Origin of the sequence: Corallococcus aberystwythensis, assembly GCF_003612165.1 — a bacterium.
Taxonomy (GTDB): domain Bacteria; phylum Myxococcota; class Myxococcia; order Myxococcales; family Myxococcaceae; genus Corallococcus; species Corallococcus aberystwythensis.
Map to the genome: position 1 here is coordinate 1 of NZ_RAWK01000211.1, position 18,464 is coordinate 18,464.

At 69.6% G+C, this 18,464-nt stretch carries 16 protein-coding genes; 11 read left to right on the forward strand and 5 right to left on the reverse strand.

What is annotated here, in order from left to right; translation table 11 throughout:
- A partial coding sequence (locus tag D7W81_RS29195; protein ID WP_147445655.1) for a TadA family conjugal transfer-associated ATPase occupies positions 1-1,293 on the reverse strand: 1,293 nt, incomplete at its 3' end.
- Positions 1,294-1,436: 143 nt separating this feature from the next.
- Here D7W81_RS29195 and D7W81_RS29200 point away from each other — a divergent pair.
- The 6 genes from D7W81_RS29200 (at position 1,437) to D7W81_RS29225 (ending at position 7,920) form a co-directional block, all read left to right on the forward strand.
- Positions 1,437-2,189, forward strand: coding sequence for a hypothetical protein (locus D7W81_RS29200; protein WP_120558677.1), 753 nt, complete (start codon positions 1,437-1,439; stop codon positions 2,187-2,189).
- Positions 2,190-2,870: 681 nt separating this feature from the next.
- The gene (locus tag D7W81_RS29205) at positions 2,871-3,551 is read left to right on the forward strand and encodes a uracil-DNA glycosylase (protein ID WP_120558678.1); all 681 of its coding nucleotides are present in this window, start codon (positions 2,871-2,873) and stop codon (positions 3,549-3,551) included.
- A gap of 39 nt (positions 3,552-3,590) precedes the next feature.
- The gene (locus D7W81_RS29210; protein ID WP_120558679.1) at positions 3,591-4,220 is read left to right on the forward strand and encodes a TPM domain-containing protein; all 630 of its coding nucleotides are present in this window, start codon (positions 3,591-3,593) and stop codon (positions 4,218-4,220) included.
- The gene (locus D7W81_RS29215; protein ID WP_120558680.1) at positions 4,217-5,815 is read left to right on the forward strand and encodes a TIM44-like domain-containing protein; all 1,599 of its coding nucleotides are present in this window, start codon (positions 4,217-4,219) and stop codon (positions 5,813-5,815) included. Before D7W81_RS29210 ends, D7W81_RS29215 begins: the two co-directional genes overlap by 4 nt.
- Entirely contained in the window at positions 5,812-7,050 is a 1,239-nt protein-coding gene (locus D7W81_RS29220) for a hypothetical protein (protein WP_147445656.1), read from the forward strand. Before D7W81_RS29215 ends, D7W81_RS29220 begins: the two co-directional genes overlap by 4 nt.
- Positions 7,051-7,116: 66 nt before the next feature.
- Positions 7,117-7,920: an acyl-CoA thioesterase gene (locus tag D7W81_RS29225; protein WP_120558682.1), complete on the forward strand. Its 804-nt coding sequence runs from the start codon at positions 7,117-7,119 to the stop codon at positions 7,918-7,920.
- Here the strand turns inward: D7W81_RS29225 and D7W81_RS29230 are convergent.
- Entirely contained in the window at positions 7,896-8,642 is a 747-nt protein-coding gene (locus tag D7W81_RS29230; RefSeq protein WP_158621714.1) for an endonuclease/exonuclease/phosphatase family protein, read from the reverse strand. The genes D7W81_RS29225 and D7W81_RS29230 overlap by 25 nt on opposite strands.
- Before the next feature lie 457 nt (positions 8,643-9,099).
- Between D7W81_RS29230 and D7W81_RS29235 the strand changes: the two genes are divergently transcribed.
- Positions 9,100-10,185: a tetratricopeptide repeat protein gene (locus D7W81_RS29235; protein ID WP_244227503.1), complete on the forward strand. Its 1,086-nt coding sequence runs from the start codon at positions 9,100-9,102 to the stop codon at positions 10,183-10,185.
- Positions 10,186-10,204: 19 nt separating this feature from the next.
- On the opposite strand, the gene D7W81_RS29240 is transcribed toward D7W81_RS29235, so the two are convergent.
- Entirely contained in the window at positions 10,205-10,564 is a 360-nt protein-coding gene (locus D7W81_RS29240) for a response regulator (protein ID WP_120558685.1), read from the reverse strand.
- A gap of 142 nt (positions 10,565-10,706) precedes the next feature.
- Positions 10,707-12,041: a M24 family metallopeptidase gene (locus D7W81_RS29245; RefSeq protein WP_120558686.1), complete on the reverse strand. Its 1,335-nt coding sequence runs from the start codon at positions 12,039-12,041 to the stop codon at positions 10,707-10,709.
- A 357-nt stretch (positions 12,042-12,398) separates the two neighbouring features.
- Here D7W81_RS29245 and D7W81_RS29250 point away from each other — a divergent pair, with 357 nt between their 5' ends.
- From D7W81_RS29250 to gyrA, 4 genes are all read left to right on the forward strand, one after another.
- Entirely contained in the window at positions 12,399-12,875 is a 477-nt protein-coding gene (locus D7W81_RS29250) for a hypothetical protein (protein WP_120558687.1), read from the forward strand.
- A gap of 182 nt (positions 12,876-13,057) precedes the next feature.
- The gene (locus D7W81_RS29255) at positions 13,058-13,903 is read left to right on the forward strand and encodes a class I SAM-dependent methyltransferase (protein ID WP_120558688.1); all 846 of its coding nucleotides are present in this window, start codon (positions 13,058-13,060) and stop codon (positions 13,901-13,903) included.
- Positions 13,904-13,963: 60 nt separating this feature from the next.
- Complete coding sequence (locus tag D7W81_RS29260; protein WP_120558689.1) at positions 13,964-14,728, forward strand: tetratricopeptide repeat protein; 765 nt, start codon at positions 13,964-13,966, stop codon at positions 14,726-14,728.
- A gap of 239 nt (positions 14,729-14,967) precedes the next feature.
- Positions 14,968-17,799 carry a DNA gyrase subunit A gene (gyrA, locus tag D7W81_RS29265; RefSeq protein ID WP_120558690.1) on the forward strand — a complete coding sequence of 944 codons (2,832 nt, stop codon included), beginning with the start codon at positions 14,968-14,970 and terminating at the stop codon, positions 17,797-17,799.
- 90 nt (positions 17,800-17,889) lie between these two features.
- Here gyrA and D7W81_RS29270 read toward each other — a convergent pair whose 3' ends face one another.
- Complete coding sequence (locus D7W81_RS29270; protein ID WP_244227504.1) at positions 17,890-18,330, reverse strand: nuclear transport factor 2 family protein; 441 nt, start codon at positions 18,328-18,330, stop codon at positions 17,890-17,892.
- Positions 18,331-18,464 lie beyond the last annotated feature (134 nt).

Sequence of the window (18,464 nt, forward strand, 5' to 3'; positions counted from 1 at the left end):
AGATGGGTATAAGAGACAGGGCTTGGGGCCGCCGACGGGACCGTCCGGGGCCGCATTGCGGAGCACCTCTTCGAACCGGGCCCAGTCCTCCTTGAAGTGCGCCGGATCCGGCAGCCCCTGCTCGCGGTGCTTCAGCGAGGGCGCCCAGCGCAGGGTGTACGCCTCGCCCACGTGGAAGCTGGGCGGGGGCGGCACGCCGTAGGTGGCCGGGTCGAAGAAGGCGTCGTCCAGGTCGTCGAAGCCGTACGCGCGCGCCTTCTGGATGAAGTTGGGGATGATGCCGGTGGGCGCGTGGTAGCCCAGGATGTTCTCGTGCTCGTCCTTGGCGACGGGCGTGAAGACGAAGATGTCCTGGGTGCGGTACTCGCCCTTCTCCGTGAGGGGCAGCACCTCCGACAGGGCAATCGTCTTGCGGCTGCCGTCGTGGAGGCGCTCGCAGCAGATGATGAAGTTGATGGCGCTGGCCACCTGGGCGCGCACGGCGACCATGGGCATCTCCACGGACGACATGAGGCACAGGGACTCAATGCGGCGCAGCGTGTCCGTGGGCGTGTTCGCGTGCGTGGTGGCCAGCGAGCCGCCGTGGCCGGTGTTCATGGCCTGCATGAGGTGGAAGGCCTCGCCGCCGCGCACCTCGCCCACCACGATGCGGTCCGGGCGCAGACGCAGCGCGGAGTGCAGCAGGTCTCCCATGTCCACGGCGCCCTTGCCGAACTTGTCGGCGGGGCGGGATTCGAAGGCCACGATGTGGGACTGGTTGAGCTGGAGCTCGGCGGAGTCCTCGATGGTGAGGATGCGCTCCTCGTCCGGGATGAGGGACGAGACGATGTTGAGCAGCGTCGTCTTGCCGGAGCCCGTGCCGCCGGCCACCAGCATGTTGAGCTTGGTGGCGATGCCGGCCTCGATGAGGCGCGCCATGGGCTTGGTCAGCGACTTGAACTTCAACAGCGAGTCGATGCTCAGCTTGTCCTTGAAGAACTTGCGGATGGAGATGGTGGTGCCGTTGCGCGCGATGGGCGGAATCACCACGTGGATGCGGCTGCCGTCGGGCAGGCGCGCGTCCAGGCGGGGGCGCTCCTCGGACAGGGGGCGGCCCACGAACTGGGCCATGTTGCGCGCGGCGCCAATCAGACCTTCTTCGGAGAAGGCGGCATCTGTCTTGGTCAGCCGGCCCTTGCGCTCAATCCATACGTCGGTGGGGCCGTTGATCATGATTTCCGACACCGACTCGTCGTCCAGGTAGGGCAGGACGGGCTTGAGGAAGGCGCGGAGTGACTCGGTGTACATCGTCATGGCGGGTGCGAGGCTAGCGCGCCCCGGCCCGGGCCCCAAGCTCCCGCCCTGACTGCCTGCTCGCTTTCCGGTGTGGCGTTCCGGCACGATGGTCGCCATGGGCGGACATCCGCCCTCTGTTTTCGACGAAGGGGGTGCAGCCCATGCGCGGTTCGTGGTGGTGCTGCCTGGTGCCCTGGCTTGGGAGCTGTGCGTCTTCCTCCGCGCTCGACCCGGACCTCGTGCGGCCCGGGCCTGGAGATGCCTTCCTGGAAGAACTCCCGGGACCCCTGCTGGGACCCTTCGATACGTCCTCCGATGCACTCCTGGCCGCGTGCGGAAAGATCCTGTCGAAGCCCCATGCCAGCGCCGGCCGCCCGGATCATCCCAGCTTCAGCACCCACTGGCGCGTCTCCAGCGAATACTGCGCATGGGTGTACTACACGCCGGAGCACCAGTACGTCGTCAGCCGGCTCACTGACCAGTCGAGGGTGGATCCCGTACAGCGGAGCAAGAGCTGCCTGCTGCCTTCCCGGGTCATGGATGCGCGGTATCCCGCTGACTCTCTTCGCTACATCTACGCTCTGCACAACCATCCCTACGGGAGCGCGCTGTCCTCGAATGACCTGCGCTTCATCGTTTCCGAAGGCCGCGTGCACGGCTTCGAGAGCGAGACGAAGGGCGGACGTGTGAGACTCTCCATCGTCGCGTTCTTCTCAAACGCGATCGAGCCGGCGTCGTGTGACGGCTTCCACCAGTACATCCCCCTCACGGGTCAGTTGCTGAAGTGGACGCGCACCGCATCCGCAGGGTGGCGGTGCGAGCAGACGGGACGCGTCACATGGCACGATGCGGAGGCATTGGACTTCACGATCCAGAAACTCCAGGGTCCCTGCGCAAGAGGGGAAGGACCATGAAGCGGCTGCTGCTCGTGGGCGCGCTCTTGTGCGTTGGATGTCTGCGGCGCGAAGCGAATCCAGCCGACTCGCTGGCGTCGGAGGACCGCTCCATTGTCTTCCCTGAGATGTTCGCGCGAGAGGCGCTGTCCGTCAGTGCAACGGGGCAGCCGTACGCGTTGGAGGGGACCCTGCTTCGGGCCATGGTCGTGGCGGCCGATGACTTCCTGCCTCGGGCGCGGGAGGGCAGGTCCTGCTGGAGCCGGAGAGAAGCCCATCGTTTCCGGATCCTCCGAGAAGGGGACATCGCCTTCGTCCGCATGGACCTGGACCCTCGTGCCTGTGCACCCGGCGGGTTGCCGCTGGACGGAGGGGCCATCTATGCGGTCCGACTGTCGGACGGACGCATCCTGCGGCGGCTCCACGACGGCGAACCGGATGGACCGCTCGTCCCTGACAACCCCGATGCAGGCGGTTCCACCGGGCCTTCGGATCCGTCCATTCCCGTGGGGGATACCTCCTGGGGAGAGCCGCTTCCCTCGTTTCCAGCCCAGTGGATGGACGCAGGGAGTCCTGCCCCAGTCCCTGCACCCTGAGCGGGCCGCCTCCGCGCGCAACGTTCGCCGCCGGGCACCGGGATGCAAACGGTTGCGGCTTGGAGTTCGCGCCCTGGTCTAGGGTGCGGCCCCACGGAGGGATGCAATGAGCCTGGCGGATGGGTTGCCCGAGGACTGGAAGCAGGTGCTGCATGACGCCATCCACGCTCCGTCGTTCAAGGAGCTGGAGCAGTTCGTGCGCAAGGAACGCAAGGAACACACCGTGTTCCCGTCGGAGGAGGACCTGTTCTCCGCGTTCCGCCTCACGCCCTACGCGGACGTGCGCGTGCTGCTCCTGGGCCAGGACCCCTACCACGGCCCGAAGCAGGCCCATGGCCTCGCCTTCTCCGTCCAGCCCGGTGTGCCTCCTCCGCCCTCGCTCGTGAACATGTTCAAGGAGCTCCAGAGCGACGTGGGCGCGCCGAAGCCTCGCGATGGTTCACTCATCCCTTGGGCGAAGCAGGGCGTGTTCCTGCTCAACACCGTGCTCACCGTGCGCCAGGCCACGCCCAACAGCCACGCGAAGCACGGCTGGGAGCCCTTCACCGACGCGGTCATCCGCGCCGTCAGCGCCAAGGAGGACCCCGTCGTCTTCCTGCTCTGGGGCAAGCCTGCGCAGAAGAAGAAGGCCCTCATCGACGCGGACCGCCACGTCGTCCTGGAGGGCGTGCACCCCTCGCCGCTGTCCGCCAGCAAGGGGTTCTTCGGGAGCAAGCCGTACAGCACCACCAACGCCGCGCTGAAGAAGCACGGCCAGCACCCCATCGACTGGGAGCTGCCCTCGTAGGAACGTGCCGCCGGAGGGTTGGCTATAGTCCCTCCCACGATGGCCACGACCCTCCTCGAAGACGCCGCACGCACCCAGGCCGCAGAAGCCGTCGCGGCCATTGAGTCCCAGACCTCCGCCGAGGTCGTCGTGGCCGTGCGCCGCGCATCCGGCGACTACGCCCACATCGATGCCTGGCTGGGCGCGGCCGTCGCCTTCGTCATGCTGCTGGTCCTCCTGTTCATCCCGCAGGAGGTCCACCTCTTCGCCTTCCCTCCCGTGGTGCTGCTGTCCTTCTTCGGAGGCGTGTTCCTGGGCCGCGCCCTGCCGTCGCTGCGCCGCGCGCTCACCCCGCGCAAGCTCCAGGAAGCCTCCGTGCGCACCGCCGCGCGAGCCGCCTTCACGGAGCTGGGCGTGTCACACACGTCGCGCCGCACCGGCCTCCTGGTGTTCGTCTCTCTCTTCGAGCGCCGCGTGGAGGTCGTCACCGATTACGGCGTGGACCCCTCGCTCATGGGCCCCGAGTGGCAGGACGCGCTCACACAGCTGTCCGCCGCGCTGACGGCATCCACCGCGCCCGAGCCCTTCTTCCAGGCCCTGCGCCGCCTCCAGGCACCGCTGGCGCGAGTGCTGCCTCGCCTGGAGGATGACGTGAACGAACTGCCGGACATGCCCGGAGCCGTGGCGTGAAGCGCTCCCGGTCCGTCGTCCTCCTCGTCGTCGCGCTGTTCCTCGGGCTGGGCTTCGCCTCGCTCCCTGAAGCCGAGGCGCGCCCCGGCGGAGGCAGCTCCTACCGCGGCTCCAGCCGCAGCTCGTCGAGCAGCCGCAGCTCGTCGAGCAGCCGCAGCTCGTCGAGCAGCCGCAGTTCGTCGAGCAGCCGGTCCTCCTACAGCTCCGGCAGCCGGTCCTACAGCTCCGGCGGTTCGTCGTCCTCGGGCGGGGGCGCGTTCGGGGGGCTGTGCCTGCTCATCGTCGTCCTGGGCGTGGTCGCCATCGTGCTCGTCAATGTGAAGTCGGCCTCGGGGCAGAAGGACTGGAGCTCCGTCGCGCCCCACGCTCCGCCACCCCCGCGGCGTCAGGGGTCGCTGCGCACGAGGCTCGCGGGCCTGGCCCGTGTGGGGCCCAAGGGCTCGGACGGGTCGGTGCAGCCGCTGGACCCGGAGTTCTCCATCGTCCTCTTCGAGGACTTCGTCTATTCGCTCTTCGCCCGCGTGCACGAGGCGCGCGGCGGGGACCGGCTGGACACGCTGGGCGGCTGGCTGTCCGACAGCGCCCTCGCCTCGCTCCGCGCGCTGGGAACGCCGGACGCGGTGAAGGCCGTGGTGGTGGGCGCCATGACGTACGAGGCGGTGGAGGGCGTGGGCGCGAACAGCCAGCGCGTCCTCGTGGCCCTGCGCTTCGAGGCCAACTACACGGAGGCCTCCTCTGGCGCCGAGCAGAGCTGGTACGTCGCGGAGGAGTGGCAGCTGGCACGCGACGCGGCCGTGAAGTCCCGGGCGCCCGAGGACGCTCGCGCCTTCAAGTGCCCCAACTGCGGCGCGCCGCTGGAGTCCGTGCACGGCCACACCTGTTCGTACTGCAACACGGTGGTGAACACCGGCGAGTTCGACTGGGTGGTGACGCGGGTGACGACGCTGGAGCGCGAGCCGCGCGGCCCCCAGCTCACCGGCACCACGGAGGAGCAGGGCACGGAGCTGCCCACCCTCAAGGACTCGCGCGCGCAGGAGCGGTTGAACGCGCTCTTGCACGACGACCCGGAGGCGACGCCGCTGGCCCTGCGCAAGCGCCTGGAGTTCATCTTCCTCGAGATGCAGACGGCGTGGGCGCAGCGCGAGTGGAAGGGCATGCGGCCCTTCCTCAGCGACAACCTCTTCCAGACCCAGCTGTATTGGATCAACGCCTACCGTGCGGCGGGCCTGCGCAACATCACGGAGAACGCGCACATCACGAACATGGTGCTCGCACGGGTGACGCGGGACGCGCACTTCGACGCCGTCACCCTGCGCGTGTACGCCGCCAGCCTGGACTACACGGTGCGGGACCGGGACGGACAGGTCGTGGGCGGCAGCCGTTCAAGGGAGCGCGCCTACAGCGAGTACTGGACGCTCATCCGCGGCCGCGGCGTGCACGGCAAGCCCTCCACGCGGAAGCAGTGCCCGTCGTGCGGCGCCCCGCTGTCCATCAACATGGCGGGCCACTGCACGCACTGCCAGGCGCGGGTGACCTCCGGCGAGTTCGACTGGGTGCTCAGCCGCATCGAACAGGACGAGGCGTACCAGGGTTGAACCGGGTTCCCTTCATGCACACGCTCCATGGGTTTTCGCTGCTGGGGCTCCTCGTCACGGCCACTCCGGCCGTGTCCGCACCGCCGTCCTTCGGGGCCTGGTTCGATGCCCGCGTGAAGGCGGAGAAGCCGGAGGTCCGCGAACGCTTCAAGGCCGACCTCGATGGGGACGGGCAGGAGGACGACGTCGTCTGCTACGTCTTCGAGACGCCGGAGGAGGGGGGCACCTCGCTGCCCGTCACCCTGGTGGGGCTTGCCACCGGTGAGCGCTTCGCCCTGCGCGGCGAGGGGCTGGGCCCCGCGACATTGGAGTGCCCCAAGGCGCCTTCCTCGAAAGGGACCTCTCTGTCCCTCGGAGGCAGGGGCCTGACGGGCTACACGGCGGGGGCGTCCCTCCGGTTCGACAAGAAGGGACCCCTCCTGACGAGCGCCGAGTTCAATGACCGGTCCTACGCGCGGCGCATGGACCTGCTGTCGCAGCGCATGGAGTTCACGTCCTACGAAACCTCCAACACCGGAGCCAAGGACCCTGGCGCGAAGGAGGACCCCGTCCCGAGCCGGTCTGCCGCGATGCTCGCCTCCGGCACGCAGGTCCCGGCGCCGCCCGCACCGGTCTGGGTGAGCTGGGGCCAGAAGAACTGGAGCGGTGCCGCGGATGCGGACTTGAAGGCGCAGTGGCTGCGCAAGGGAAACACGGTGACGGTCTTCGCGACGCTCCTGGATGACCAGCCGGTGCAGGCCACGGGTGCCAGCGCCAAGGCCATCCTCGACGCGGACCACCTGGAGCTGTGGTGGCTCGAATGGAAACAGGGCAGGGCGCGGTCGGTGCAACTGGGCGTGGCACGCACCTCCGAGGGCAGACCCGTGGCTGCCTGGATCCAATCTCCCGGCCGCAAGGGCACGCCGCTTCCCGTCATGCGGTGGGCCGCGCCGGACCGCCTGGAGGTGGACCTGCCCATGAACTGGATCGTGCCCGCAGCGCCGGATCAGCCGGGCTCGGACACCGGCGATCTGGAACCCCCTTCTGGCCAGGCGGACCTCACGGTCGTCTTCTCCGACAGCGACGGGAAGGGACAGGAGACGCTCGTCTCCACCACGGAGAAGCGGCCCGGCGAGGGAGGCTTCAGCGCCCTCTTCATCGCGGCACCTGGCAGCGCCTACCCTCGCTTGAGCAAGGGCGCTTTCAACTGGGTGCCTGTCAAGCAGCGCTCCACGCTGCGTGAACTCGTCCCGTAGTGCCAGCCGGCCGGGCGTGGATCTCCCCAGGACATCCCCGCTGGCGCGACTAGGATGCGGTGCATCATGACCGCGCCCTTCCTCGCCGCCACCGTCGTTGAACCGCTGGAACCCGGGCACTACCGCTCGCGCTACGAGGCGGCCTGGTATCAGGGCCGCGGCGCGTACGGCGGCGTGGTGGCGGGGCAGGTGCTGCGCGCGCTGGAGCACCACCTGAATGACGCCTCACGGGCGGTGCGCTCGTTCACCGTGCACTTCTGCTCGCCCGCGGTGGAGGGCGTGGCGGACCTGCACACGCGCATCGAACGCGCCGGCAAGTTCGTCACCCACGCCACCGCGCGGGTGGAGAGCGGCGGCGCCGTGGTGGCCGTCGCCACGGCGACCTTCGGTGCCGCTCGCGGTGGGGCTCCCGAGTACATGGACTTCGTCATGCCGGAGGTGCCCGCGCCCGGGACGCTCACGCCCGTTCCCGACGACACACCCATGCCGGACTTCTGCCGCTTCTTCGAGTACCGCTACTGCGTGGGCTCGCCGCCGTACTCGGGCGGGCCCGAGGCGGAGGTGGGCGGCTGGCTGCGGCCTCGCGTTCCCACCGCGCTGGACTCGGCGCTGTGCGTGGGCTTGATGGACGCGTATCCGCCGTCCGTGCTGTCGCGCATGGAGGGCTTCCGTGCCGCGGCCTCGGTGGACTTCAGCGTGCAGTTCTTCCAGACGTTCCCGGTGACGGGCATCGCTCCGGACGCGCACTACCTGCGCACCGGCCGCTCGCGTCACGCCGCGAATGGCTACACGGAGGAGACCCAGCTCCTCTGGACGGAGAACGGCACGCTGCTCGCGCAGTGCCGTCAGCTCGTCGCCGTGCTCGGCTGAAGCGTCAGCTCGGCCACCACGGCGTGGTGGTCGGAGACGGCGTCGGGCAGACGCGCGTAGCGGGTGAAGCGCAGGGCGTGGGAGATCAGCACCCCGTCCAGGCGCTGACGTGCATCCGGAACGGGGTACGTGGGCTCGCGTTCAGCTGGCGTGTGCAGCCCCAGCTCCGCGCACAGGCGGGCCACGGGACCGTCCACGTCCTCCGCGTTGAAGTCGCCCATCACCACGCGAGGCCGCTCCGGCCGCTGGCGCAGGGCGTGGATGAGCTGCTCCACCTGCCGCTGCCGCACCGCCGCGGAGAACGGATCCAGGTGCAGGGACACGACCTCCAGCCCGTGCTCGCCCGCGAGCGTGGCGACGACGTAGCCCTTGTCCATGCGCCGGTCGCGGCCGAAGTGCGCCGAGTCGCACGACTCCAGGGGATGCCGGCACAAGAGCGCGGTGCCCTGCGCGAACAGCCCGGGAACGCCGGAGTGCACGCCGTGATGCACGTGCGGATAGCCGGCCCGCTCCGCGATGCGGGCCACCTGATCCACCCGTCCGCTGAAGAGGCTGGACCGATCCGCCTCCTGCAGCGCCACCACGTCCGCGGCCTCGCGGGCGAGCAGCGCCGCCACCCGGTCCAGCGTGCCCAGCAGCGCGGACCGCGAGCGCAGGAAGGGCATGGGCACGGCGAACGGCGCACCGTGGGCCACGTTCAGGGTGAGGACCTTGAGTCGCACGCACCCAGTGGGACCACGGAGCCCCGCGCGTGGGCAAGCCCGTTGCCGCGTTGCGCTGCCATGCTCGGAGGGAGGCCCGAGCCCCTGGCGGGGGCGCGCCGCGCGAACTGGTCCGACAGTCGGACCCGTGAGGCTCCCTTCGCCGGGCGGCGGGCACACCCCATGAGGTGTCGAGGGGTTATCAACGTGACAAGGCTGGCCGGGGCCCGGGCGCGCGGGAGGCGGGCTGTCTGGCGGTCTGCTAGCCTGAAGGCCACGAGTCGGCCCGGGGGAAAGGCGTTGCACGGCGTGCAGGGCTCTCCCATGCATCAGCCGACGGGATGCGCATTTTCCGTGGGGAGCGTCCGACCTGAAGCCTGTTCCGCGCTACGAAACGCTGTTCAAGGCGGGTGACCTGGACGGAGCCCGTCGCGAGGCCCTGCTGGCGCAGGAGCGCAGTGCCTTCGACTGGCGCGCGATGCTCACGCTGGCGCGGTTGGCCATGGTGGATGGGGACGATGCGCTCGCGGAGTCCCTGCTGCTGGGCGTCACCCGGGCCGGCGCGGCCACGCAGCCCGAGTCCCGGCTGGTGAGCGCGGCGCTGCACACGCGGCGCGGCGAATGGCCGCAGGCCCTGGACCTGTACCAGTCCCTCACGATGGAGCCCGAGCCCCCCACCGAGGCCTTCTTCGGCCTGGGCTACGTGTGGATGGAGCAGGGTGACGCGACCGCCGCGTACCCGGCCCTGTCCCAGGCCGTGTCACGGGAGCCGCGCGTGGCGCTGCACCACTTCCAGCTCGCGCGCGCCCTCTTCCTGCTGGACCGGCTGGAGGAGGCCTTCGCGCACCTGGAGCAATCCCTGCACCTGGACCCATGGCACGCGCCCAGCTACCTCGTGTTCGCGCGAGCCCTGGAGGCGGGCGGGGAGCTGGAGGCGGCGGAGGACCTGCTGCGCCAGGGCCAGAAGGCGGTGCCGGACGACGTGGGCCTGCTCAAGGCGCTGTCGGACGTGCGGCTCGCGCGAGGCAACGTGCGCGGCGCCGTGTCCGCGGCGGAGGCGCGCGTGCGCGTGGAGCCCGAGGGCGTGGCGGCGCTGGGACACCTGGCCCGCCTGCGCGTGACGGAGAGGCGCTTCCTGGAGGCCCTGGAGCTGTGCCACCAGCTGGAGGCGCGAGGCCTCTCCACCGGCCTCAGTCGCTCCGTGGAGGCGCTCGTCTTCGAGTCCCTGGAACCGCCCGACGTGGAGCGCGCGCTGGCCGCATGGCGCGAGGCCGTGATGCTGTCCTCCGACGACTGGATGCCCGCGTGGCGCCTGGGGCTGCTGCTCCTGCGTCAGGAGGAAGCCGGGCCTCCAGAGGCCGCGGCGCTCGCGCGGGAGTCGCTGGCGGAAGCCCACCGCCGCGCTCCGCACCGTCCGGAACCCGTGGTGTCCCTGGCCCGCGTGGAGGCCCGGCTGGGCGAGCGGGACGCCGCGAGGAACCGGCTGACGGTGCTGCTGCGCGGGCCCTCGCTGGAGCCCGAGTGGCGCGAGCGCGCGGAGGCCCTGCTCTCCGAACTGGGCTGAACGCCCGCGCGGCGGCGGCTCAGGCGGCGATCTGCTTGTGCAACAGCCGCGTCAGCTCCGCGGGGTCCACCGGCTTGGGCAGCAGCTCCGCGCCGTAGCGGATGGCCACCGGCAGCAGATCATCCAGGTCCGAGTGGCCGGTGAGGAAGATGAACGGCGCCCGGCACTCCTGCAGCTCGCGGATGGCGACGAGCACGTCGGAGCCGTTCATCTCCGGCATGTTGTAGTCGCACAGGATGGCGTCGATGCCGGAGAGGTCCAGGTGGAAGGCCTCGGCGGGGGACTGCACCGTGAGCACCGTGAAGCCCGCGCTCCGCAGTGTGTCCCCCACGGTCGCGAGCACGAAGAGGTCATCATCGATGACCAGCACGGTTGGCATGGGCGGCCCTTCAGCGCCTGTCCGGCGCGGCGATACATCCGAGTGTATCCGAGCCCGCGCGTCCGCGCGCCACACCCCACCGCCCCGAGTCTCCAGGGTCGGGACCACCCCCGTCGTAGGGTGTGGGCGCGGGCTCGGGCCCTCACTGTTTCGGAGCCGTGACAGGAGACGGGATGAGGATGAGCTGCTCCTGAGGTGGGTTGAGGTACTCGGCGCCGGTGTCGGTGACGACGGCCATCTCCTCCACGGAGAGGATGCGCAGCGCGTCCGGGCTGCTGCCGTCCTTCCACGCGAAGAAGCCGTCGAAGGCGAACACCTGTCCGGGCTGGAGCTTGCGCAGCGCGGAGCCCGAGGGCGGCTTGCCTGACGCCGCGCCGGACAGGGCGGGGCCGGCGTCATGGGCCCAGTAGCCCACGGGATGGCCGGTGCCCCACATCACGGGCTCGGAGCCCGCTTCGCGCATGAAGTCGCGCTGGGCCTTGTCCACGTCGTAGCCGCGCACGCCGGGCTTCATCGCCGCGAGCGCGATGCGGCTGCCCTTCTTCGACTTCTCCCACTTCGCCAGCGCCTCCGCGGGAGGCTGCTTCTCACCCGGGGCCAGCACGTAGGCGAAGCGCTGGATGTCCGTCACCCACGTGCCGCCCACGCGGATGCCGAAGTCCGTCTGGATGAAGTCCCCCGGCTGGATGACGCGGTCGGTGGCGTTCGAGTGTCCGCGCGTGGGCCCGCTGTTCACGTTGGGGTTCTGGTCCGGCTGCCACCCGTCCCCCACGCCCAGCTCCGCGATGCGCTTCTTGAGGAAGCGCGCCACGTCCGAGTCGCGCGTCTTGCCCGGCACCACCGTGCGGTACGCCTCCTCCTCCAGCTTCGCGGTGATGTCCGCGGCCTTGCGCATGATGTCCACCTCCTCCGGCAGCTTCACGGACAGCCACTCGGAGACGAGGTCCTCGGAGGACACCAGCTTCTTGCGCAGCGCGGGGGAGAGCGCCGCCTCCAGCTTCGCGCGCTGCGTGGCGGACAGCCCGTCCGCGATGGACATCCGCTCCGACGAGTTGATGGCCACCTTCGTGGGCTTCGCCTTGGACAGCCGCGCGGCGATGAGCGCGTTCACGTCCGAGCCGCGCTCGAAGGCCACCACTTCATCCACCACGCCCATGTCCCGGAGCGCGGTGGCCTCGCCCTCGGGGGAGAGGGCGGTGGAGCGCAGCGTGTCGCCGTCGCGCAGGAACAGGAACGCGGCGGTGCCGCCCGCGTTCTCCCCGCCCACGTGGTTGGCGAGCGGGTCGTTGTCGTTCTCGCGGCAGAGCACCACCCACGCGTCCACGCCCGCGCGGGCCATGGCCTGGGGCAAGAGCTTCTGCAGCCGCTCCTTGCGCACGCGAGGCCACGCCCCTTCCGCGGCGGGCACGGCGGGCGCCGCGTGGGCGAGGGAGGCAAACAGCAGGGCGGAGAGGAGGACGGGCCGGACACGCGTCATGGATGCGCTCTTCCTGGTGCGGGGTGGGCGCGGATTGTTCCACGGCCGGCCGCCAGGGGAAGCCGGATCCGCCCTGCGCAGGCGCGTCATGGCCAACGCATTCCACGGTCGTCAGGCTTCGCGGGCTTCAATGCCTGACACTTGGAGTGGATTTTGGTGGGACTTGTCCGCGATGAAGCGTTTTCCGTGAAGTGCTATGCTTGGCTTTAAAGAGTTCCTTTCAGGAGATGGCGCATGTCGACATCGATTGGACGTCCCCCAGGTCCCCGTCCCGCTGCCACCTCATCCGCACCGCCGAAGAGCGCGGCGTCCCCGGCGAAGCTCTCTCACCTATCGGACCCCAAGAAGTCGGAGCCGATGCGGAAGGAGATCGACAAACAGGCTCAGGCGAACCCAGGCCTCTACAGCGGCCTGGTGAAGAATACGAATGGCGTCCTTCAAGCGTGCAATGTCGGCATCTCCCCGGCATCACAACGCAGCGTCATGGACAGCCTCCAGATGGTCGGCGACGGCCGCATCCCGCAGTCCGCGGCGCACCTGCGGGAGGTGGACACCTTCATTCAGGACGCGAAATCGAGCTTCTCGCGCGGGAACATCAAGCAGGGCCTTGTCGAGAGCCTGGGCGTGGGGATGAACATGGTGGCGGGGGCGAAGCTGGCGGCGTTCGAGGCCACCGTCACGCCCCCCGCCGCCAAGGCCCTGACGGATACCGCATCGAAGGCGGCGCACGAGGTCTTCGACGCGGGAGGTACCCTCGCGAAAAAAGTCTTCAAGGACGAGGGTGCGGAAGCCATGGCGCGCGTCCGCGCGAGCCTCGTCGCGTTCTGCCGGTGACCCGGGGGCCGTCCCCAGGAGACCGGGCGTGAGAGCGTCCGGCGCATGACGCGGCACTGCCCCCGTGTCCGTGCGGCCGCACGGTGGCTGTCATTCGCCTGGGACCCGGGACGGGGCGCCAGCGGTGCGAAGAGTTGCGAGCGTGCGGGCCGCTTGCATCCAGCCACCCCTGGGGGCCTCACATGCGCGTCGAAGAAACCCAAGCTGCCGCGGAGTACGTCCTGGGTCATGAGGACCGGGAGCTGCAACGGCTGATGCTCCAGGTCCAGATGTACGCCCCGCTGACGGAGAGCGTGCTGCGTGGGGCCGGAATCAAGCCCGGCATGCGCGTGCTGGACGTGGGCTGCGGCGTGGGCGACGTGTCGCTCCTCGCCGCGGAGCTGGTGGGCCCCACGGGCGAGGTCGTGGGCGTCGACCGCGAGGCCCGCGTCCTCGCCGGTGCCCAACGCCGCGCCAGGGAGCAGGGCCTGTCCCAGGTGCGCTTCCACCAGAGCAGCCTGGAGTCCCTGCCCGTCGAGGCCCCCTTCGACGCCATCGTCAGCCGGCTGGTGCTGATGTTCCAGCCCGACCCGGTGTCGTTCGTCCGCCGCATGGCGGAGCACCTGCGCCCTGGCGGCGTGATGGCGCTGCAAGAGCTGGAGCTGGCGGCCATGGGCATGTCGCATCCGAAGCTGCCGCTGTTCGCCCGCATCTGGAGCTGGATGCTGCCCACCTGCGAGCGCGTGGGCATCAAGGTTCATATGGGCCTGGAGCTGGTGTCCACGTTGCGGCGGGCCGGATTGGTGGTGGATGACGGCGTGGTGGGGGGACGGCTGGGCGTGACGCCGGACGCGGACCCCACGCAGGCCCTGGTGGAGACCGTGCGCACGCTCCTGCCCCACATGGAGCGGCTGGGCGTGGCGCTGGCCATGGAGGTGGACATCGACACGCTGGCCGCCCGCCTCACCGCCGAGCTTCGCGCCAACAACGGCGTGCTCATGCCCAGCGTCATGGTGGGCGTCTGGGGCCACCGCCCGGGCCCCGTCTAGCGCGGCCGTCTTCGCACGACTTCACGAGCGGCGGGGGAGTGGGTCGCTTAGAGTGGCCTCATGGCAAAGACGGCACCCCGCAAGTCCCCGGCGAAGGCGAAGAAGCAGCCCGTACGCCCGGCCGCGCCCGCGAAGGCCCCGGCCCGGCCGGTGAAGGCGAAGGTGGAGAAGGTGGAGCCCCGCCGTGCCTCCGCGTCGTCCCCGAAGCCCCCCGTGCTGGAGGCCGAGCCCGTCTTCGACTCCAGCCCCGGGGTGGACCCTCGCGAAACCACTCCCAAAAGCCTGCCCGCGGGCGAGCCGCAGGGCCGGGTGCTGCCCTTCGAAATCGACCCGGCCCAGCTGGAGGCCGGCTTCAAGAAGCTCCGCGGGGAGCTGGTCCACTGGACCAACAAGGGCCGCTACACCAAGGTCCGCTTCAAGTTCCGGGGCAAGCAGCTGCTGCCCGACCTGCCCCTGGCCGCCGTCGTCGCCGCCGAAGGCCTGTCGTTCTACTGGGGCGGCATCCTGCGCGTGCTCGTGGCCAACGTCGTGGGCAAGAGCGTGTTCGAGGTGGAGCTGGTCAACGACGCGGACAAGCGCGTCCTGGCGGGCCGCGAGGCGCTCCTGTCGGGTGACGTGGACCAGGCGCTCACGTTGTTCCGCGAGGCGCTCGCCATGGACCGCGACAACGCCAGCGCGCACCTCAACGTGGGCGTGGCGCTGAAGCTGCGCGGCGACCGCGAAGGGGCGCTCGCCGCGTTCGAAACGGCGAAGGCGAAGGACCCCGAGGGCGGCGTGGGCGCGGAGGCCGAACGGCTGGCCGCGAGCCTCCGGCCGAAGGCCTGAAAACGGGCCTGAAAAAGGCCCGAAAAACGGCCTCCGGTGGGGCTGAAAACGCACCGCCCGGATGTTCCATCCGGGTGCCCCGGAAAGGGCCCTTCCGACCCCTGGAACCGGGCGGGCGGGCAGCCGTGGCGAATCCCCCCTGTTTCCCTTATTGACTGAGGGAAATCCGGGGGTTACGAACACTCTCCCATCGGGCGGAGCCCCCCACGTGAGGGGCCCGTCCGCACCTTCCAGAGCCCATGGCTGACGACACCACCGACACGCCGGCAACGCCCCCCGCGCCTCCTCCGTCGAGCGGCGCCGGAGAGCTCATTCCCATCAACATCGAAGACGAGATGCGCCGCTCGTATCTCGACTACTCGATGTCCGTCATCATCGGCCGCGCGCTGCCAGACGTGCGCGACGGCCTGAAGCCCGTGCACCGTCGCGTCCTCTTCGCGATGAACGACCTGGGCAACCTCCACAACCGCGCCTACAAGAAGAGCGCGCGCGTGGTGGGTGACGTCATCGGTAAGTACCACCCGCACGGCGACTCTTCCGTCTACGACGCCATGGTGCGCCTGGCCCAGGAGTGGAGCCTCCGCTACCTGCTGGTGGACGGCCAGGGCAACTTCGGCTCGGTGGACGGCGACTCGCCGGCGGCCATGCGCTACACGGAAGTGCGCATGGAGCGGCTGGCGGAGGACCTCCTGGGGGACATCGACAAGGAGACCGTCGAGTTCGGCCCCAACTACGACGACTCGCTGGAAGAGCCGCTCGTCCTGCCGGCCAAGTTCCCCAACCTCCTCGTCAACGGCAGCAGCGGCATCGCGGTGGGCATGACCACCAACATCCCGCCGCACAACATGACGGAGGTCGTGTCCGGGACGCTGCACCTCATCGACAACCCGGGCTGCACCGTCCTGGACTTGATGGAGTTCATCGAGGGGCCGGACTTCCCCACCGCCGCCATCATCACCGGCCGCGAGGGCATCCGCCGCGCCTACGAGACGGGCCGCGGGTCCATGACCATCCGTGCGCGCACGGAGATCGAGACGAACAAGAAGGGCGACCGTGAGGCCATCATCGTCACGGAGATCCCCTACCAGGTGAACAAGGCCCGGCTGATTGAGAAGATCGCCGAGCTGGTGCGCGAGAAGAAGCTGGAGGGCATCAGCGACATCCGTGACGAGAGCGACCGTCAGGGCATGCGCATCGTCATCGAGCTCAAGCGCGACGCCATCTCCCAGGTGGTGCTCAACAACCTCTTCTCCATGACGCAGATGGAGACGACGTTCGGCGCGGTGATGCTGGCCATCGACGGCGGGCAGCCGCGCACGCTCAACCTGAAGGAGCTGCTGGACCGCTTCATCGCGCACCGCCGCGACGTGGTGACGCGCCGCACGCGCTACGAACTGCGCAAGGCGCTCTCGCGCATGCACATCGTGGAAGGCCTGCTCGTCGCGCAGGACCTCATCGACCTGGTGGTCAGCCTCATCCGCGCGTCGCGTGACCCGGATGAAGCGCGCTGGGGCCTGATGAACATCCTGTCGCCGGAGCTGTACACGCGCGAGCGCTTCCAGAACCTGGACCGCATCGACTACGCGAAGGCCAAGGCGCAGATGGAGCTGCTGGTCAGCCGCGCGCGCAACGAGGAGCCGGCCTACGGCGGCCTCGAGCACAAGTACGAGGGCGCGGGCTTCAGCGAGGACCAGGCGCAGAACATCCTGGAGATGCGCCTGCAGCGCCTCACCGGCCTGCAGCGCGAGGAGCTCTTCAAGGAGCTCATCGGCCTGGTGCGCGACATCGCGCGCCTGCGCGACATCCTCGCCAACGAGAAGAGCCTGCTCTCCGTCATCAAGGCGGAGCTGATGGAGATCCGCGAGCGCTACGGCGACAAGCGCCGCACGGAGATCACCGGCGCGGTGGATGACCTCACCAGCGAGGACCTCATCGCGGAAGAGACGATGGTGGTCACGCTGTCGCACACGGGCTACGTGAAGCGCTCGCCCCTGTCGGAGTACCGCGCGCAGAAGCGCGGCGGGCGCGGCAAGACGGGCGCGGGGACGAAGGAGGACGACTTCGTCACCAAGGTCTTCGTGGCCAGCACGCACGCGTACCTCATGCCCATCACCACCAAGGGCAAGCTGTACTCGCTGAAGGTGCACCAGATTCCGCAGGGCAGCCGCACGTCGCGCGGCAAGGCCATCGTGAACCTGGTGCAGTTCGGGGAAGGGGAGCGGCTGGCGCAGGTGCTGGTGACGCGCGACTTCCCGGAGAACCGCTACGTCTTCTTCGTCACGAAGAAGGGCGTGGTGAAGCGCACGGACCTGAGCGCGTTCGAAAGCGTCCGCGCCAGCGGCATCATCGCGCTGGGCATCGACGAGGGCGACGAGCTGGTGGGCGTCATGATCACCGACGGCACCAAGGACATCCTCCTGTCCACGGCCACGGGCATGAGCATCCGCTTCAAGGAAGAGGATGTTCGCTCCATGGGCCGTCAGGCCTACGGCGTGAAGGGCATCACGCTGGAGGACGGCGACGAGGTGGTGGGCGCGGACCTCCTGGACAAGGAGCCGGAGGAGGGCCAGGCGCCGGCGGAGCAGGGCAGCGCCATCCTCACCGTGACGGAGAACGGCTACGGCAAGCGCACGCAGGGCGCCGAGTACCGGCAGCAGGGCCGTGGCGGCAAGGGCATCATCGACATCAAGGCCACCGAGCGGAACGGCCGCGTGGTGGGCGTGGTGCAGGTGAAGGACAGCGACGAGGTGATGCTCGTCACCAACGGCGGCATGCTCATCCGCATGAAGGTGAAGGAGATCTCCGTCATCGGCCGCAACACGCAGGGCGTGCGCCTCATCGCGCTGGAGAACGGCGAGGAGAAGGTGATGGCCATCTCCAAGCTGCCCGAAGGCGAGGAGTCCGAGGAGGAGACCGACGACCTCACCTCGCCGGTGGAGGGAGCCAGCGCCGAGGGCGCGGAGGCGGCTTCTTCGGAAGAGGCTTCGTCGGAGGCCCCGGAGGCTCCGGCGGACGAGTCCGGTCCGGACGGCTCCGCTGGCTCCGAGGGTGAGCCCGGCTCGGAAGGCTGAGTCGCGGCGGTAGCAGCAGCACGGGAGGGCCGGGCACGGGACGCGCGGGATGCGCCTTCCGGGACCCGGCCCTCTTCGTTTGTCCGGTGATTACTTCTGGGTGAGGTCCTTGGGCACCTTGAGGCCAGCGGTGTTCTCGTCGATCCAGAAGATGTTCATGACCCACCAGCGCTGGCCGTCGTTGAAGAGCTGGATGCTGTTGACGCCCTTGGCGATGAGCGGCCCGTCCTGCGTGCCGCGCGCCTCGTAGGTGCTCATGACCTGCACCAGCGCGCCGAAGGCGTGCGACTGCCGGGCAATCTCCTTCTCGAAGAAGCCGTGCGTCGCGGTGCTCTCCTGGCCCCACGTCACGTAGTCGTCCGGGGTGATGGGGCGGGCCCCCACGGTGGTCGCGCCCGGGGGCTTCACCAGCGGGATGAGCTGGGCGCCCGGGTAGAAGAGGGAGCGGAAGCGCTGCCAGTCCCGAGGTGTCCCCGCCGGTCCGCTGATGACGTCGTAGAGGGCCTTGAGGATGGCGTCCTGGGACTTCACGTCCTCGGGCTTCGCCTTGGGCAGTTGGGCGAGCGCGGCTCTGTCTCTTATACACCTCTGACGCTGCCGACGACTTAATAGGTGTAGGTCTCGGTGGGCGCCGTGTCATTAAAAAAAGAAGAGATGGAGATGAA

What these genes read in the sequence shown, in the direction of transcription:
- D7W81_RS29200 (WP_120558677.1), top strand. Translation starts at nt 1,437, where the DNA reads ATGCGCGGTTCGTGGTGGTGCTGCCTGGTGCCCTGGCTTGGGAGCTGT.
- D7W81_RS29205 (WP_120558678.1), top strand. Translation starts at nt 2,871, where the DNA reads ATGAGCCTGGCGGATGGGTTGCCCGAGGACTGGAAGCAGGTGCTGCAT.
- D7W81_RS29210 (WP_120558679.1), top strand. Translation starts at nt 3,591, where the DNA reads ATGGCCACGACCCTCCTCGAAGACGCCGCACGCACCCAGGCCGCAGAA.
- D7W81_RS29225 (WP_120558682.1), top strand. Translation starts at nt 7,117, where the DNA reads ATGACCGCGCCCTTCCTCGCCGCCACCGTCGTTGAACCGCTGGAACCC.
- D7W81_RS29235 (WP_244227503.1), top strand. Translation starts at nt 9,100, where the DNA reads ATGCTCACGCTGGCGCGGTTGGCCATGGTGGATGGGGACGATGCGCTC.
- D7W81_RS29240 (WP_120558685.1), bottom strand. Translation starts at nt 10,564, where the DNA reads ATGCCAACCGTGCTGGTCATCGATGATGACCTCTTCGTGCTCGCGACC.
- D7W81_RS29245 (WP_120558686.1), bottom strand. Translation starts at nt 12,041, where the DNA reads ATGACGCGTGTCCGGCCCGTCCTCCTCTCCGCCCTGCTGTTTGCCTCC.
- D7W81_RS29250 (WP_120558687.1), top strand. Translation starts at nt 12,399, where the DNA reads ATGCGGAAGGAGATCGACAAACAGGCTCAGGCGAACCCAGGCCTCTAC.
- D7W81_RS29255 (WP_120558688.1), top strand. Translation starts at nt 13,058, where the DNA reads ATGCGCGTCGAAGAAACCCAAGCTGCCGCGGAGTACGTCCTGGGTCAT.
- D7W81_RS29260 (WP_120558689.1), top strand. Translation starts at nt 13,964, where the DNA reads ATGGCAAAGACGGCACCCCGCAAGTCCCCGGCGAAGGCGAAGAAGCAG.
- gyrA (WP_120558690.1), top strand. Translation starts at nt 14,968, where the DNA reads ATGGCTGACGACACCACCGACACGCCGGCAACGCCCCCCGCGCCTCCT.